The organism is Chryseobacterium sp. 2TAF14, from assembly GCF_052115105.1.
Classification (GTDB): Bacteria; Bacteroidota; Bacteroidia; order Flavobacteriales; family Weeksellaceae; genus Chryseobacterium.
Genome location: NZ_JBFRGA010000010.1, coordinates 1 through 16,579, shown reverse-complemented (window position 1 = coordinate 16,579; position 16,579 = coordinate 1). Strand labels below are relative to the sequence as shown.

The 16,579-nt window shown below is 34.0% G+C and carries 17 protein-coding genes and 1 pseudogene; 13 read left to right on the top strand and 5 right to left on the bottom strand.

The genetic code is table 11. From position 1 onward, the window contains the following. Positions 1–199 precede the first annotated feature (199 nt). From ileS to trpS, 11 genes are all read left to right on the top strand, one after another. A complete protein-coding gene (gene ileS / locus AB4Y90_RS02665) occupies positions 200–3,589 on the top strand; it encodes an isoleucine--tRNA ligase (protein WP_441555768.1) in 3,390 nt (1,129 codons plus the stop codon). Positions 3,590–3,648: 59 nt separating this feature from the next. Continuing rightward, positions 3,649–4,029 carry a TraR/DksA family transcriptional regulator gene (locus tag AB4Y90_RS02660; protein ID WP_441555767.1) on the top strand — a complete coding sequence of 127 codons (381 nt, stop codon included), beginning with the start codon at positions 3,649–3,651 and terminating at the stop codon, positions 4,027–4,029. 85 nt (positions 4,030–4,114) lie between these two features. Next, entirely contained in the window at positions 4,115–4,360 is a 246-nt protein-coding gene (locus tag AB4Y90_RS02655) for a DUF6576 domain-containing protein (protein WP_441555766.1), read from the top strand. Between the two features lie 41 nt (positions 4,361–4,401). Next, complete coding sequence (locus AB4Y90_RS02650; protein WP_441555765.1) at positions 4,402–4,596, top strand: DUF2683 family protein; 195 nt, start codon at positions 4,402–4,404, stop codon at positions 4,594–4,596. Next, complete coding sequence (locus AB4Y90_RS02645; RefSeq protein ID WP_441555764.1) at positions 4,596–5,234, top strand: lipoprotein signal peptidase; 639 nt, start codon at positions 4,596–4,598, stop codon at positions 5,232–5,234. Before AB4Y90_RS02650 ends, AB4Y90_RS02645 begins: the two co-directional genes overlap by 1 nt. 127 nt (positions 5,235–5,361) lie before the next feature. Continuing rightward, on the top strand, positions 5,362–6,006 hold the full coding sequence (locus AB4Y90_RS02640; protein ID WP_441555763.1) for a SanA/YdcF family protein: 645 nt from the start codon (positions 5,362–5,364) through the stop codon (positions 6,004–6,006). A 4-nt stretch (positions 6,007–6,010) separates the two neighbouring features. Further along, complete coding sequence (locus AB4Y90_RS02635; RefSeq protein WP_441555762.1) at positions 6,011–7,015, top strand: hypothetical protein; 1,005 nt, start codon at positions 6,011–6,013, stop codon at positions 7,013–7,015. 60 nt (positions 7,016–7,075) lie between these two features. Beyond that, the gene (locus AB4Y90_RS02630) at positions 7,076–7,786 is read left to right on the top strand and encodes a hypothetical protein (RefSeq protein ID WP_441555761.1); all 711 of its coding nucleotides are present in this window, start codon (positions 7,076–7,078) and stop codon (positions 7,784–7,786) included. A gap of 1 nt (position 7,787) precedes the next feature. Next, the gene (locus AB4Y90_RS02625) at positions 7,788–8,216 is read left to right on the top strand and encodes a hypothetical protein (RefSeq protein WP_441555760.1); all 429 of its coding nucleotides are present in this window, start codon (positions 7,788–7,790) and stop codon (positions 8,214–8,216) included. Positions 8,217–8,398: 182 nt separating this feature from the next. Further along, positions 8,399–8,647, top strand: coding sequence for a hypothetical protein (locus AB4Y90_RS02620; protein WP_441555758.1), 249 nt, complete (start codon positions 8,399–8,401; stop codon positions 8,645–8,647). 110 nt (positions 8,648–8,757) lie between these two features. Beyond that, on the top strand, positions 8,758–9,726 hold the full coding sequence (trpS, locus tag AB4Y90_RS02615) for a tryptophan--tRNA ligase (RefSeq protein WP_441555756.1): 969 nt from the start codon (positions 8,758–8,760) through the stop codon (positions 9,724–9,726). A 12-nt stretch (positions 9,727–9,738) separates the two neighbouring features. Here the strand turns inward: trpS and AB4Y90_RS02610 are convergent, their stop codons facing one another. The 5 genes from AB4Y90_RS02610 to AB4Y90_RS02590 form a co-directional block, all read right to left on the bottom strand. Further along, entirely contained in the window at positions 9,739–10,374 is a 636-nt protein-coding gene (locus tag AB4Y90_RS02610) for an HAD family hydrolase (RefSeq protein WP_441555754.1), read from the bottom strand. 198 nt (positions 10,375–10,572) lie between these two features. Further along, positions 10,573–11,160, bottom strand: coding sequence for an RNA polymerase sigma factor (locus AB4Y90_RS02605; protein ID WP_441555753.1), 588 nt, complete (start codon positions 11,158–11,160; stop codon positions 10,573–10,575). A 186-nt stretch (positions 11,161–11,346) separates the two neighbouring features. Further along, on the bottom strand, positions 11,347–11,829 hold the full coding sequence (locus tag AB4Y90_RS02600; RefSeq protein ID WP_441555752.1) for a hypothetical protein: 483 nt from the start codon (positions 11,827–11,829) through the stop codon (positions 11,347–11,349). Positions 11,830–11,916: 87 nt separating this feature from the next. Then, positions 11,917–13,197, bottom strand: a complete 1,281-nt coding sequence (gene metK / locus AB4Y90_RS02595; protein ID WP_441555750.1) for a methionine adenosyltransferase — start codon at positions 13,195–13,197, stop codon at positions 11,917–11,919. 232 nt (positions 13,198–13,429) lie between these two features. Beyond that, on the bottom strand, positions 13,430–14,380 hold the full coding sequence (locus tag AB4Y90_RS02590; RefSeq protein WP_441555749.1) for a LysR substrate-binding domain-containing protein: 951 nt from the start codon (positions 14,378–14,380) through the stop codon (positions 13,430–13,432). 107 nt (positions 14,381–14,487) lie between these two features. On the opposite strand from AB4Y90_RS02590, the gene AB4Y90_RS02585 reads away from it, so the two are divergent. Both AB4Y90_RS02585 and AB4Y90_RS02580 read left to right on the top strand, forming a co-directional pair. After that, positions 14,488–15,975, top strand: coding sequence for a catalase (locus AB4Y90_RS02585; protein ID WP_441555747.1), 1,488 nt, complete (start codon positions 14,488–14,490; stop codon positions 15,973–15,975). Between the two features lie 103 nt (positions 15,976–16,078). Further along, positions 16,079–16,522 (top strand): annotated as a pseudogene (locus AB4Y90_RS02580) (enoyl-CoA hydratase-related protein); the annotation flags it as partial. Between the last annotated feature and the right edge of the window lie 57 nt (positions 16,523–16,579).

Sequence of the window (16,579 nt, the reverse complement as noted above, 5' to 3'; positions counted from 1 at the left end):
CTATTGAATCGCAAGTCAGATTTTATTTTAAAAACGTATCATAAATTCACATTTGACAATTGACCATTCACAATTATCTTTCCTTTAAGTTTTCAACAAAATTTTAATAGACCGTATCAAAATAAAACATATATTATAAACCGACAAAAATCACTAAATTTGCCAACTTGATTAATCATCAACAAATTGAGAAATTACAATGAGCCAATTTAAAGAATATAAAAACCTCAACCTTATAGACGTAGCCGAGAATGTTTCGGAATTCTGGAAAGCAAACGACACGTTTGCAAAAAGTGTGGAAACACGTCAGGGAAATCCTGAGTTTGTGTTTTACGAAGGTCCGCCTTCTGCAAACGGAATGCCGGGAATTCACCACGTTATGGCAAGAGCGTTGAAAGATATTTTCTGTCGTTACCAAACGCAGAACGGAAAACAGGTTTTCCGTAAAGCGGGTTGGGATACGCATGGACTTCCTGTGGAATTGGGAGTTGAAAAAGAACTCGGAATTACAAAAGAAGATATTGGCAAAAAAATTTCGATTGAAGATTACAACAAAGCTTGTCGTGAAGCAGTAATGCGTTATACTGATGTTTGGAATCACCTTACCGAAAAAATAGGATATTGGGTAGATTTGGAAGATCCGTACATCACGTACAAATCTAAATATATGGAAACCGTTTGGTGGTTGTTGAAGCAATTATACAGCAAAGAATTGTTGTATAAAGGCTACACCATTCAGCCGTATTCTCCGAAAGCGGGAACCGGACTTTCTTCTCACGAATTAAATCAGCCGGGAACTTACCGTGATGTTACCGACACTACGATTGTTGCTCAGTTTAAAGTTAAAAAAGATTCTTCAGAACTTTTCAACGATGTTGAAGGAGATGTAAACGTTTTAGCTTGGACGACAACTCCCTGGACTTTACCTTCAAACACGGCTTTGGCGGTAGGAAGAGATATTGAATATGTTCTAGTAAAAACTTTCAATCAATATACTTTCGAGCCAGTAACCGTTGTTTTGGCGAGAGTTTTATTGGAAAAGAATTTCGGTAAAAAATTTGTGGAAGGAACTGATGAAGATTTAGCAAGCTATACTTCAGACAGCAAAACAATTCCATTTAAAGTTTTAAAAGAATTTACAGGAGAAAAATTAGCAGGAACTCAATATGAGCAATTAATTTCTTGGTTTACGCCGGATGAAAATGCTGAAAAAGCATTCAGAGTAATCATCGGAGATTTTGTAACGACGGAAGACGGTACAGGTATCGTACACATCGCTCCTACTTTTGGTGCAGATGATGCGAGAGTAGCGAAAGATGCAGGAATTCCGCCGATGTTGGTGAAAGATGAGAATGATAATTTAGTTCCGTTGGTTGACTTACAAGGGAAATTTATCAAAGGAAATGACGTTCCGGAAGCTTTCTCAGGAAAATACATCAAAAACGAATATTACGATGAAGGAACTGCACCTGAAAAATCTTGGGATGTAGAATTGGCGATTTTGTTGAAAACAGAAAACAAAGCCTTCAAAGTAGAGAAATATGTTCACAGCTATCCGCACTGTTGGAGAACTGACAAACCTGTTTTATATTATCCTTTGGATTCATGGTTTGTAAAAATGACGGCTGTGAAAAACCGTTTGGTAGAATTAAACGAAACCATCAACTGGAAGCCAAAAGCTACCGGAGAAGGACGTTTTGCCAATTGGTTGGAGAATGTAAACGACTGGAATCTTTCTCGTTCAAGATATTGGGGAATTCCGTTACCAATTTGGAGAACTGAAGATTTAAAAGAAGAAAAAATCATCGGTTCTGTAGAAGAATTACACAATGAAATCGAAAAATCTGTTGCTGCAGGATTAATGACAGAAAATCCGTTCAAAGGTTTTGAAATCGGAAATATGTCTGAAGAAAACTATTCTTTGGTTGATCTGCATAAAAATGTGGTCGACAAAGTGATTTTAGTTTCAGATTCAGGAAAAGCAATGAACCGTGAAAGTGATTTGATTGACGTTTGGTTTGATTCAGGAGCGATGCCTTATGCACAATTGCATTATCCTTTTGAAAATAAAGAATTAATCGACAACAATAAAGCTTTCCCTGCAGATTTCATTGCTGAAGGAGTTGACCAAACTCGTGGTTGGTTTTATACACTTCACGCGATTGGAACAGCAGTTTTTGATTCGGTTGCTTATAAAAATGTAATGAGTAACGGGCTTGTTTTGGATAAAAACGGTCAGAAAATGTCTAAACGTTTAGGAAATGCTGTTGATCCGTTTGAAACGCTTTCAGTTTACGGACCGGATGCAACGCGTTGGTACATGATCTCCAATGCAAATCCTTGGGAAAACCTGAAATTTGACATCGAAGGAATTGATGAAGTGAGAAGAAAATTCTTCGGAACACTTTATAATACCTATTCATTCTTTGCCTTGTATGCGAATGTTGACGGATTCAATTATTCTGAAAAAGAGGTTGAAAACAGACCAGAAATTGACCGTTGGATTTTATCTGAATTAAATCTTTTAATTAAAGAAGTAAAAGCATTCTACGAAGATTACGAACCGACAAGAGTGGCAAGAGCAATCAGCAATTTTGTGAATGACAACTTGAGTAACTGGTACGTAAGATTGTGCAGAAGACGTTTCTGGAAAGGAGATTATTCTGATGACAAAATCTCTGCTTACCAGACTTTATATACTTGTCTTGAAACTGTTGCCAAATTATCTGCGCCAATCGCGCCGTTCTTTATGGATCAGTTGTATCAGGATTTAAATAAAGTTACAGGAAAAGACAATGTAGAATCTGTGCATTTAACAGACTTCCCGATTGCAGATGAAAGTTTAATCGATCAGGATTTGGTTGAAAAGACCCATTTGGCACAAAACATTACAAGTATGGTTTTTTCTTTGAGAAAGAAAGAAAACGTAAAAGTGCGTCAACCGTTGCAAAAAGTGTTGATTCCTGTGTTGGATAAGAAAACCGAAGAGCAGATTTTAGCCGTTGCGGAATTAATTAAACAAGAAGTTAACGTTAAAGAATTACAGTTGATCAATGCGGAAGAAGCTTCCCATTTAATTGTAAAACAGATCAAGCCTAACTTCAAGACTTTAGGTTCAAGACTTGGAAAAGACATGAAAGTTGTTGGTAACGAAATCAATAGTCTTTCTGCTGAGCAAATCTCATCTTTAGAAAAAGAAGGAAGCATCGAAATTCAAGAATATGAAATTACATTGAATGATGTAGAAATTTCAACAAAAGATATTCCGGGATGGACGGTAACTTCAGACGGAAAAACAACTGTGGCATTAGATTTGAAGATGACTGATGAGTTGAAATCTGAGGGTATCGCAAGAGAGTTTATTAACAGGGTTCAAAATCTCAGAAAAGAAAAAGATTTTGAATTAACAGACAAGATAAATATCGTTTTGGAAGAAAATTCTCCGTTTTTGGAGCAGATCAAACAAAATGAAGAATATATTTCATCTGAGGTGTTGTCAAATAAAATAGAAATTGTATCTTCACTCTCAAATTTTAACGAAATTGACATCGATGAGATTAAATTTAAAGTGAATGTTGAAAAAAATTAATATATAACTATTGTTTTTTCAAATTCCAAATCATAAATTTATTAAAAAAGAAAAAGACAATGCAAGACGAAAGAGTAAGATATAACGACGCTGATTTACAGGAGTTTAAAAAAATAATTAAAGAAAAAATAGATAAAGCAGAAAAAGATTTGCAATTAATCAGAGAAAGCTTTATCAACGATCAAAATAACGGAACCGATGATACATCGCCTACTTTCAAAGCTTTTGAAGAAGGTGCAGAAACGCTGAGCAAAGAGCAAAACTCTATCTTGGCAGGAAGACAGGAAAAGTTTGTACGTGATCTGAAAAACGCTTTGATTAGAATTGAAAACAAAACATACGGTGTTTGCAGAGTGACAGGAAAACTGATCCCGAAGGAAAGACTTTTGGCAGTTCCGCACGCTACATTGAGCATCGAAGCTAAAAATATGCAGAGATAATTATTTTTATCTTATTTTTGTAAATAATTAATTAGGTTTATAATTTGTTTTACGACATTTTATAAACCTAATTTGTAATATATCCATGACTGAGTTTTTAATTTTAGCTGTCATTTTAATTGCGGTTTTATGGTTTTTCAACAGAGAAAAAATAAAGCAGAGATTCTTCCCTGAAAAGGAAAAGAATTATACGATTGATGACAAATTTAATTCAGACAAAAGAGAAAGAGAAAAGGAAATAGACCGTCTTCTGAGCAAAATGGGCAAAAACGGAGTGAATGACTTGTCTGCAAAAGACAGAAAAAGACTCGACGAACTTTCAAAAAAATAAGTCTCCGACTTCGCTCAGACTGACATAAAAAATAAATTAAAATGGAAGCATTAATTGTACACCCAAAAAACCAGATGGAGCTGAATGCACTGAAAGGTGTGATGAAAGAAATGGGAATTCGATACGAAAAATTTCATACAAGAGGCGCAAAAACACAAAAATTTGAACCAAAAACTCCTGTAAAAAAGGACAAACCTGTAAGAAATTTTAAAGATAAACCTAAGAAAGACGAGTAATGAAGAAAATCGTAATTATCACTTTTCTTATTTTATTAATAGATCAGGCTTCAAAGATTTATATTAAAACCAATTTTAATCTGAATGACAGCATTCCTGTTTTTCCGGGTTTTAAATTGACGTTTGTTGAAAATCCGGGCATGGCTTACGGTTTTCATTTTGGCGGAATGATCGGCAAATATTTTTTGGTAATTGTTCGTATTTTCCTGATTGGCGGAATGATTTATTTATTCAACAAATGGCTTAAAAGAGGCGAATCTAATTATCTGATCATCCCGATGTCTATTATTTTTGCCGGTGCAATCGGAAATCTGATCGACGGAATGTTTTACGGATTGATTTTCGACAGCGGAATGGTTTACGATGAGAATGTAAATCAATGGATCGGTTACGGCGGAGTTTCTAAACTGGTTCCTTTCGGAGAAGGATATTCTACTTTTATGAAAGGCTGCGTTGTCGACATGCTGCATTTTCCTTTGGTTGACTGGTACGTTCCTGAAAGCTGGCCTTTAATTGGCGGAAAGCATCTTGAATTCTTCAAATATATCTTTAATGTTGCCGACTCTGCCATTACAATCGGAGCCGCATTACTTTTAATTTTCAGAAAAAAAGCTTTTCCAAACGGGCTTGAATTTTAAAATATTTAATATGTAGATCTTTATTGTTTTTTAAAAGACATATTTAATCCCATAATCTTTATCGGTTTTTGTCTTGCCAACTCATAGGGATTTCATACATTTATGAAGCCTCTAAGGTTTAAAATGTATGAGAAAATTTATAAAAAATACAATCAAAATTTTCCTGCTGCTTTTCGTGGCAGGAATTATTTTTATCATCTGGTCAAATTTTACGATTAAGAATCAGACAGAAAATTATGTAACTTCTAATATTTCCACTTTACCTGAAGAAAAAACCGGACTTCTTTTAGGAACCAGTAAAACTTTATCCAACGGAACAGCAAATGCTTACTTTTTTAACCGAATTGAGGCGGCTGCAGAATTGTATAAATCAGGAAAAATCAAAAATATTATTGTAAGTGGAGACAATTCTAAAAAAGATTACAACGAACCGGAGGAAATGAAAAACGAGCTTATCAAAGTCGGAATTCCTGCCGATAAAATTTTTGAAGATTTTGCCGGTTTCCGAACTTTAGATTCTGTTTTAAGAGCGAAGGAAATTTTCGGACAAAATTCTTACATTATTATTTCTCAAAAATTCCACAACGAAAGAGCGGTTTATTTAGCAAGAAAAAATGGCATTCAAGCGTTTGGATACAATGCAAAAGACGTTAACAAATATGCAGGATTGAAGACCAATGCAAGAGAAAAACTGGCAAGAGCAAAGGTTTTCTGGGATTTTATGTTTGGTGTGGAACCGAAATTTGGCGGAGAGAAAATTTTGATTCCATAATATCATGAAGTTTTTACAGCTAATCATATTACTGTTCATTCTTATTTCCTGTAAAAAGGAGAATATTTATTATTATTCTAACAACATACAAATCAAAGATAGCACAGTTATTCGTTTTGTCGATGAAGAGCTTGAAAGGCTTAAAATCAATACGGAAGAAAAGAATTTAAAGATTTATACAACTTTAGATTCAACCTCTTACAAAAAAAATTTTGATACAATCAGAAATCAAGTATTTAAAAAGTCTTTAGAAGTTGATGTTTTAAAACCTCAAGACAGAAAAGCATTTGATGACTGGTTCAGAGAAAAAATAATTGTAGTTGATAATAAAACGGGTAAAGTTTTAAATTTCTACAGTTCATTTAAAAATAAAGAGTATGACAGAAGTCTCGTATATTTAATGGGTTTACGAAAACTAATCAAAGTAGGAACTTGGATCAGCGAAGATCCTGAAATTCAAATTCCTCAAAGTTATATGTCAAATTATGGATTTCACGTTTACAGAGAAAAAGATTTCAAATTACAAGAAAACGAACGAAAATTACTGGAAAAATTAAATATTACAGATTTTCAAAGCAATAATTACAGGGATAACGACATTAGTTTTTTGGAAGCAATTACGATCTTTCAGGCATTTAATAATAAAAATTTCACCAAACCTTTTATTATTAACAAAATTCTTCAAAAAGACAAAACAATTTATGAACAGAAAAATACTCCTGTAAATATATTTACCAAAAAGTCTTTTAACAAACTTCAACAGTACCTTCCAAGTTACAACAAGAATCTCTATTCAAAATACGAAAACAATCTTAAAGAAATTAAAAGTCTTATTTTCTTTGGTTCAAACTCAGATTATTACACAATTATCAACGATGGAAAATATACCTATCTAATTTACATTTTTGGAACTGTGATTACAAATCTGGATAAAAAAGAGTATAAAATTATTTCACCACATATGTTTAAGAGAATTGAGATTAAATACTACAATGCAATCAGAAAGTAATTTTACTGAAATTTGGCAGGGAGAAAAATTTYGATTCCTTAATATTTTAAAAACTTTAAAATGAGTGTCTTTAGTTATCATTTGGTAAAAACAAATTACCTTTCTGCACTGAAAATTCTTTTTTTCCCATTGAAATCAAGAAATATTTCAGGGTTAATTCATGCAGAAATTATGACGGTAATGACTTTAGGTTCTCCTATTTTTTCGCCTTCCCGAATGTTGATAAGACAAATCGCGGTATTTGCTCAATGGGAAAATGAAAGTGATCTCGAAAATTTTTTAAATAAAAATAATTTAGGGAAAATCTTATCTAAAGGTTGGCATACAAGATTAACTTTTATGAGAAAATGGGGAAAATTCAACAGTTTTAAAATTCCGGATGAAACCATAGAATTTGAAAATCCAAATTCGTCAGTCGTTGCAGTAACTATTGCCAGGATGAAATTTTTAGAAATCCCAAGATTTATTCATTGGGGAAGACCGGTTGAGAAGCTGGTTCGAGACCATCCTTCAACTACCTTATCTTTAGCATCCATCAAGTTCCCGAATACCGTTTCTACTTTTTCAATTTGGAAAACTCAAAAAGAAATGACAGATATGGTTCACGGTCACAGCAAAGTTCCAAAGCCAAAAAGACATGCCGATGCGATGAAAGAAAGAGATCGAAAAGATTTTCATTTTGAATTTACTACTTTGCGCTTCAAACCTATTTCAGAATTCGGTGAATGGAATGGGCAACGCAACATTATTCCAAATCTAAAAAACAACTAAAATGAGATTGGCTTATCCTATGCAAAAGTTTCAGGACTGGCTCACTCAGCAATGGGTAATTCTGAGCGGAAGAAAGATTGAGCCAGAAAATTTTGATTGGTTAATGGGACCTTTTGGTAATTTGAATGCAATGAATAAAGATTTTATTCATCAATTTGCGGAAAAAGAAAATTTAATTGTAGAAAAAGACTCAACAGCAAAAGGCATTATTCCTTCGATGCTAAAATTAAACTTATCTGAAAGTGAATTTGCAAATTTATCTAAAGACGTGATCGGATTTTATGAAAATACATCAAATCACAACTTAGATTTTTCTGTAAAATGGAATCCGTATTTCAAATTTTGTGGAATTTTAATTAATAAATTATTCAGTAACAGAATTAATCAACTGAATATTCCTACAAAAATATTGACCGTTCAGAATCTCTAAAAAGCGAAATTATCAATCTCATCGATTCAAAGACCAATGAAATAAAATATACATTTTGGTATCGTTCTATTGAATCGACCGGGCAAGTTATCTATTCCGGAGTTTATGGCATCAGCAAATTACCGTCAGGAAAAACCTGCGTAAAGGCTGTATTTCCTTTACCCAACGGAAACGCAACTGTAATGATGATTCCAAGCGTCGGAAAAAATGGCGAACTGATTTTAGATTCTTCAGGAAAAAAATTTGGCGACGCCGGATTTTATTTTTTACTCAGAGATTCTAAAGGAGAATATTGGTCGACATTTATTCGTTCTTTCCGTGACTGTCTCATTATCGGCTGTGAAAATGATATAATATCGGCTGAACAAACTTTAACACTGTGGCATCAAAAGGTGCTTACTTTTAATTATAAAATTGAACTAAAGAAATAGTTTATTGATATAAAATTCTTTATTAAAGATAATTTACATGAATCTGCACAGGTTTTTGAAAGAGATAAATTCTAAATTTTCACTATTTTTGCAGAAATAATTTTAAACAAATGTCAAGAATTCTTACCGGCATTCAAGCCACCGGAACACCGCACCTTGGTAACCTTTTGGGTGCAATTATTCCTGCAGTAGAGCTTTCTAAGCAAGCAGGAAACGAATCTTTTTTATTTATTGCGAATTTACATTCGTTGACGCAGATTAAAGATGCAAAAGAACTTAAAAACAACACCTACGAGATTGCTGCGGCTTGGCTTGCTTGTGGACTTGATACCGAAAAAACATTTTTTTACAGACAGAGCGACATCCCTGAAACCTGTGAACTTTCTTGGCATTTATCATGTTTTTTTCCGTATCAGAGACTTACTTTGGCGCATTCTTTTAAAGATAAAGCAGACCGTTTGCAGGATGTGAATGCAGGTTTGTTTACCTACCCGATTTTGATGGCGGCAGATATTCTATTGTACGATGCCGAAATTGTTCCTGTAGGAAAAGACCAGCTTCAGCATTTGGAAATTGCACGTGATGTAGCTTCAAGATTCAATAATCAGATGGGTGAAGTTCTGGTTTTGCCGCAAGCTGAATTGCAGGAAAACACCAAATATGTTCCCGGAATTGACGGTCATAAAATGTCTAAATCAAGAGGAAACATTATCAATATTTTCTTACCCGAAAAGCAATTGAAGAAACAGGTAATGAGCATTGAAAGCGATTCTAAAACATTAGAAGAACCAAAAGATCCATCATCAGATAAAACATTTGCAATTTATGAATTGATTGCAACTCCTGAACAAACAGAAGAATTGAGAGCAAAATACTTAGCCGGAAATTTCGGTTATGGTCATGCAAAAAAAGAGCTCTTGGATTTGATTTTAACAAGATTTGAAAAGGAAAGAGAATTGTTTTCCTATTACATGAACAATCTCGATGAGCTTGAAGCAAAGCTTCAGGAAGGTGCTGCAAAAACAAGAGTGATTGCTACACAAACTATTACAAGAGTAAGAGAAAGTTTGGGAATTTAATTCTGAAATTTCTTAATGAATAAAGTTTCGGCGGCACCTTTGGTGCGGAATGAATTGTTGTGATCCGATAATATCTGCAATCCAATCGTCACCAATCAAAATACTTTCTTCTTTTTTAGCTTTGGCAATACCTAAAGAATATTCAAAAATAACAGGATTTGGTTTTCTTACACCAACAGAGTCTGCACTTGTAATGGTTTGGAAATAATGATCAATTCCTGAAAGAATACATTTCCTTTCCGTTACTTCCTGAAAACCGTTTGAGATAATGTGAAGCGTATAGTTTTTAGCTTTCAAATAATCTAAAATATATTCTGCGCCTTCAACCAGATGATTATAGTTGAGAATTTTATCTAAAAAATGTTCTTCAAAGAACATCGATAATTCTAAATCATCAATTCCAAAACGATTAAAAGTATCGTAAAAACGGTGTTTCCTCAGGTAATCTTTATCAATTTCTCCATCACGAATTTGTCCCCAAAGTCTTTCATTAATTTCATGATAAACAGAATGAAATTCTTCGAAATCAATACCATATTTTAAAGTAATTTCTTCTTTATCGAAAAGATCTTTGATTGTTAAGTAAGCGTTTCTGCGGTGATCCCAGAGCGTATTGTCGAGATCAAAAAAAATGTGCTGAATTTTCATACAGCACAAAATTAATGATTAATTTTTTGAAAGGTGAATATGATTGTTCTTAATCTTCACTACTTCAAGATTTTTTGAGAAACTAAGCAAAAAATCAATGGTTTGTTTTTTGGGTTTCAAACTTTTCACTTTTAAAGAATCGTTATTTTTCATAGGCAAAAAATGTTTTTTCTTTAAAACGTGAAAGGTTGTGAATTATTATCTCGTCAAGACAATATTATTTTCTTCCATGATTTTTCTAAGGTTAATTAATGCATAGCGAACACGCCCCAAAGTCGTATTGATACTCATATCTGTATGTTCTGCGATCTCTTTAAAACTCAACCCGTCAAAAAACCTGAGTTTTATCACCTCTTGCTGGTTTTCGGGTAAAAACTGCAGCATCTTAAGCAAATCTTCCTGGATCTGCAGACTTACCAGCTGATCTTCAATATTTTCGGAAGGCTCTCGTATTAAATCGAAAATTGAAAACTCATCGCTTTCAAAAGTTGTCTCAGAAACTTTTACATTTTTTGCTTTGGCACGAAAATGGTCTATAATAAGATTCTGAGCGATTCTTTTTGCCCAGAGAATAAATTTACCTTCTTCGTTGTAACGCCCTTCTTTAAGCATTACAATGATCTTGATGAATGTATCCTGAAAAACATCATTTGCAAGATCCTGATCATTTATTTTGTAAAGAATAAATGTGAAAAGCTCTCTTTGATGGCGATGGATAAGTGTTGATAATGCTTCTTCGTCTCCTTTTTGGTATAGAGAAATTAATAGGCTATCTGTTGATTTCATAACTCTTCTCAAATTATCCGCCGACAAACATCTCCCTGATTATAATCAAGTTTATTTTATGTATGCCGTAATCGGTATTAGAGTAAAGTCTTTTCTATAAGCATTCAAATTATGCTGTAAATATAAATAAAATTTTAATAACTGTTAACCAATTATTAAATATTCTGAAGAATTATTTAAAAAAATTTACTTTAACATATCATGTAAGAAGGCTGTAGGAATATTTAATGTGAAATTTACATTTAACCCTTTCAATTCTTTTCCGTTTAATTTAGAGTCTGCAATAGGAAAAGCGTAACCTCCGGTAAGATCTAAAATTCCGAAAAGGGTAACCCCAATTTTTGGTGCGAGATATTTATTGGTGGTTTCAAATCCTGCAAGAAAATAATAGGAATGATAAAAATCTACATTTTTTTCAAAATTAAGCAAAACATCAGCCTGTAATTTCGGCATAATAGCAAAATCAGAATTTGCAGAACCCATCAAAGCAGAAGCGCCTAAACGGTAAATTACGTCATCATTTTTAAGAAACATCAGCTTTCCTCCTACTTCCCCAAAGCTTTGGTTTTGATAAACGTAGCCTACATTAATCATTTTGTGAACCGTGTATTGAGCTTTTACTAAAGTTCCGACAAAAAAAAGAAAAAGTATAGTGATTGCAGATCGCATATTCATTGTGAAATATTTAAGTGTAAAAATAAAAAAAACTGCTTTAGCATTTTCATGTTAAAGCAGTTTCTATACCGAAAAAGAAAATTAAATATCGAAAGCCGTTTTAATTTCTTCTACTTTGTCTAATTTCTCCCAAGTGAAAAACTCTAATCCTGTAAGAGTCAATTCATTTTTGTGTCCTTTATTAAAGGTTTTATCTGCAACGAAATGCTCTCTTCCCATATGACCGTAAGAAGCAGTTTCCTGGTAGATTGGGTTTCTTAATTTTAAGTTTTGCTCGATTGCATAAGGTCTCAAATCAAAAATTGCAGACACTTTTTTAGCAATTTCACCGTCATTCAAGCCCACTTTAGAAGTTCCGTACGTATTGATGTACAATCCGCAAGGTTCTGCAACACCAATCGCATAAGAAACCTGTACCAAAACCTCATCTGCAACACCTGCAGCAACCAGGTTTTTAGTAATGTGCCTTGTAGCATAAGCAGCACTTCTGTCTACTTTTGAAGGGTCTTTTCCGGAGAAAGCACCACCACCGTGAGCTCCTTTTCCACCGTATGTATCAACGATGATTTTTCTTCCTGTAAGACCTGTATCTCCATGAGGACCACCGATTACGAACTTACCGGTCGGGTTGATATGATATTTGATCTGATCATTAAATAAAGCTTTGATTTCTTCAGTCTGTAAAGCCTTAACTCTTGGAATCAAAATGTTTTTAATATCTTCTCTGATTTTATTAAGCATTTCTTCTTCAGCCCCGAAATCGTCGTGCTGAGTAGAAACTACGATAGAATCTATTCTGATTGGTTTGTGATCGTCTGAATACTCGATTGTAACCTGAGATTTTGCATCAGGACGAAGATATTTGATTTCAGAATCTTCTCTTCTGATTGCAGAAAGTTCTTTAAGAATAGTATGCGCCAAATCTAAAGCTAAAGGCATATAGTTTGCCGTTTCGTTGGTAGCATATCCAAACATCATTCCCTGATCTCCAGCTCCTTGTGCATTTGCTTTTGTTTCGAAAGTTTCGTCTGCAACAACTCTGTCAACACCCTGGTTAATATCAGGCGACTGTTCGTGAATTGCAGAAATTACCCCACAAGAATCACCATTGAACATATATTCACCTTTTGTATAGCCAATTCCATTGATTACTTCTCTTGCAATGGTCTGAACATCTAAATAAGCATCAGATTTTACTTCTCCTGCCAAAACAACCTGTCCTGTTGTCACCAAAGTTTCACAAGCTACTTTTGAAGTTTTGTCGTATGCTAAAAAGTTATCGATAAGCGCATCAGAAATCTGATCTGCGATTTTATCCGGATGCCCTTCTGAAACAGATTCAGATGTAAATAAATAAGACATATTATTCTCTGTATTTTTTAAGATTAAAAAAGTGAAGAAAAAATGAATAATTGCCCGGAAAAAGCTAAAAAGAATTATACTGTTTTAGCATTTTTTTAGAGAGGTTGCAATCAGGTCAAATTTTTCCTCGTTAATAAACGTCTGCAAATTTAAGTACTATTTTTCTAATACTCAAAACTTTTCGCAGATAAAATAACAAATGAAAAGACCGAATAAAAATCCGGTCTTCAGTTTATTGAGGTTTAATGCTTACAAAATCTTTGGGTGCATTATTGTAATTAAGCTTTGTTTCTAAAGAAGATTTTATAAAAGAACTCAGCTCATCAATGATTTTCTGTTTGAAAGTCGGTTTATAATAAATAATCTTAATCTCTCGGTAAGGGAAAGGTTTTTTAAATCTGTAAACTTTATTCTTTTGCTCTTCCGAAAGTTGGTTTAAAGCTAATTCCGGTAAAATACTGATTCCGCCAACATTGTCGACCATATGTACCAAAGTCTGAATATTGGATGCCAAAAAATCTAAATTTTTAGGTTTCAAAGTATTTTCTTTTAAATGACAGATATTTTCAAACTGATTTCGCAGACAGTTTCCTTCTTCCAGAAGCCAGACTTTTTCTACATTCAGCTCTTCGGGAACGATGAAGGTGTTTTTCTTATTTGCTTCGGTATCTGAACTGTAAATCATCAATTCTTCATTGAATAAAAAATCCTGATAAAATTCGTTGGCGTTATCATAAGGTGTAGAAATAATTCCTGCATCCAGTTCTCCGGCTTTTAAAGCTTTGATAATGTTATCAGTGGTCATTTCTTTTACATTCATCTGAATTTTAGGATTATTTTGAAGGAAATTGAAAATCTCCGTTGGCAGAATAAACGAAGAAACCGTTGGAATAATTCCCAGATTGATGGTTCCTCCCAGAATATTATTCAGTAAGTTTGCTTTGTTTTTAAGCTCATTTACAGCCTCTATAATTACTTTAGCCTGATCTATAATCTGCAATCCCACATCAGTGGTTCTGATGGGATGGGTTGTTCTGTCAAAAACCTTTACATCCAGCTCATCTTCAAACTTCTGTATCATTGCGCTTAATGTAGGCTGAGTAATAAAACACGCTTGAGCGGCTTTACCAAAATGTTTATACTTATCTACAGCGATAAGATATTCCAATTGCTGAATGTTCATTTGATTAATATTATCTATTACAAAGATATAACGTTTTTGGCAGAAGCCATTAAAATTTCAACTAAATTTGATTTTGAAAATCGGAATACTTCTCAAATCATAACTATATGGATAATAAAAAATTAACGACAAGCAGCGGAGCGCCTTATTATGAACACCAGGATTCTCAAACAGTCGGAGCGCGCGGTCCGGTATTGTTGCAGGATTTTATCTTACAGGAAAACCTTGCTCATTTTGTGAGAGAAAGAATTCCTGAAAGAATTGTTCATGCTAAAGGAAGCGGAGCTTACGGGAAATTTACAGTTACTCACGATATCACAAAATATACAAAGGCAAAATTGTTTTCCCAGATAGGAAATTCCTGTAAAATGTTTGCCCGTTTTTCTACCGTTGGTGGCGAAAAAGGAAGCGCAGATACAGCAAGAGATCCGAGAGGATTTGCTTTAAAATTTTACACGGAAGACGGAAATTGGGACTTGGTAGGAAATAATACGCCTGTTTTCTTTATTAAAGATGCTAAAAAATTTCCGGATTTTATTCATACTCAGAAAAGAGTTCCGAAAACCAACCTGAAAAGTGCAACTATGATGTGGGATTTCTGGAGTTTAAATCCTGAATCTCTTCACCAGGTTCTTATTTTAATGTCTGATCGAGGAACTCCTTACGGATACAGACATATGCATGGTTTCGGCTCACATACTTTTTCGATGATCAATGATAAAAATGAAAGAGTCTGGGTGAAGTTTCATTTTAAAACAAAACAAGGAATTAAAAACTTTACCAACGACGAAGCAACCAAAATGGCAGGAGAAAACCCTGATTTTGCACAGGAAGATCTTTGCAATGCAATCGAAAATGGTGATTTCCCGAAATGGACGATGTACATGCAGGTAATGACCGAAGAGCAGGCAAAAGAATTCAGATGGAACCCTTTCGATATTACTAAAGTATGGTTTCAGGGCGACTTCCCATTAATTGAAATAGGGGAAATGGAACTGAATGAAGTTCCAATAAATTATTTTGCGCATGTAGAGCAGTCAACTTTTTCTCCAAGCAATTTGATCAACGGAATCAGCTTTTCACCAGACAAAATGCTTCAGGGAAGATTGTTTTCGTATCCTGATGCACATCGCTACAGAGTTGGTGTAAATGCACATCATCTTGAAGTAAACCGATGTCCTTTTGCGGTAAATAATTATCAGAGAGACGGGTTTATGGCAGATTCAAGCCAGTATTTAGACAAACCTAATTATCATCCAAACAGTTTTGACGATATTCAGCCCGATTCATCGTATAAAAATTTTGAATACGAGCTGGATAGCAATCATGTTGCAAATTTCAGCAGAAATGAAAATGACGACGATCATTATACCCAACCCGGACTTTTATATACAAAAGCCATGAACCAGGAAGACAGACAACATCTGGTAAACAATATTATAGACAGCATGAGAGGAATTGACGGACCTAAGAAAGATGAGATTATCAACCGCCAATTATGCCATTTTTTCAGGGCAAATATTGAGCTTGGCATGAAAGTAGCATCAGGTTTAAGTGTCAATATAGACGCCAACATGATGAATCATTCAAAGTAAGCTATTAAATAATAAACAGTTAAAAGGGAAAAAAAATATTATTTTTCCCTTTTTTATTTGCAAAAAATTTTTAATTTGCAGGTTCTTAAAGATTAAGAGAATAATGACTTACGAAAATATACTGCTGAAGAAGGAAGACAAAACTGCTGTAATAACAATTAACAGGCCTGAAAGTTTAAATGCATTAAATGCACAAACTATAAAAGAAATCAGTGCCGCATTGGATGAATTGCAGTCTGACAATGAAGTAAGAGCAATTATTTTAACCGGAAGCGGAGAAAAATCGTTCGTTGCTGGTGCAGATATAAAAGAATTTAGTAACTTTAATCAGGAAAAAGCAGAAGAATTAGCCAGAAACGGACAAAATATTCTTTTTGACAAGATAGAAAACCTGTCTAAACCGGTGATTGCTGCTGTAAATGGCTTCGCTTTAGGCGGAGGTTTAGAATTAGCGATGTCATGTCATATAAGATATGCATCTGAAAATGCTAAACTTGGTCTTCCTGAAGTAACGTTAGGTCTTATTCCGGGGTATGGAGGCACCCAAAGTTGGTCTTCCTGAAGTAACGTTAGGTCTTATTCCGGGGTATGGAGGCACCCAAAG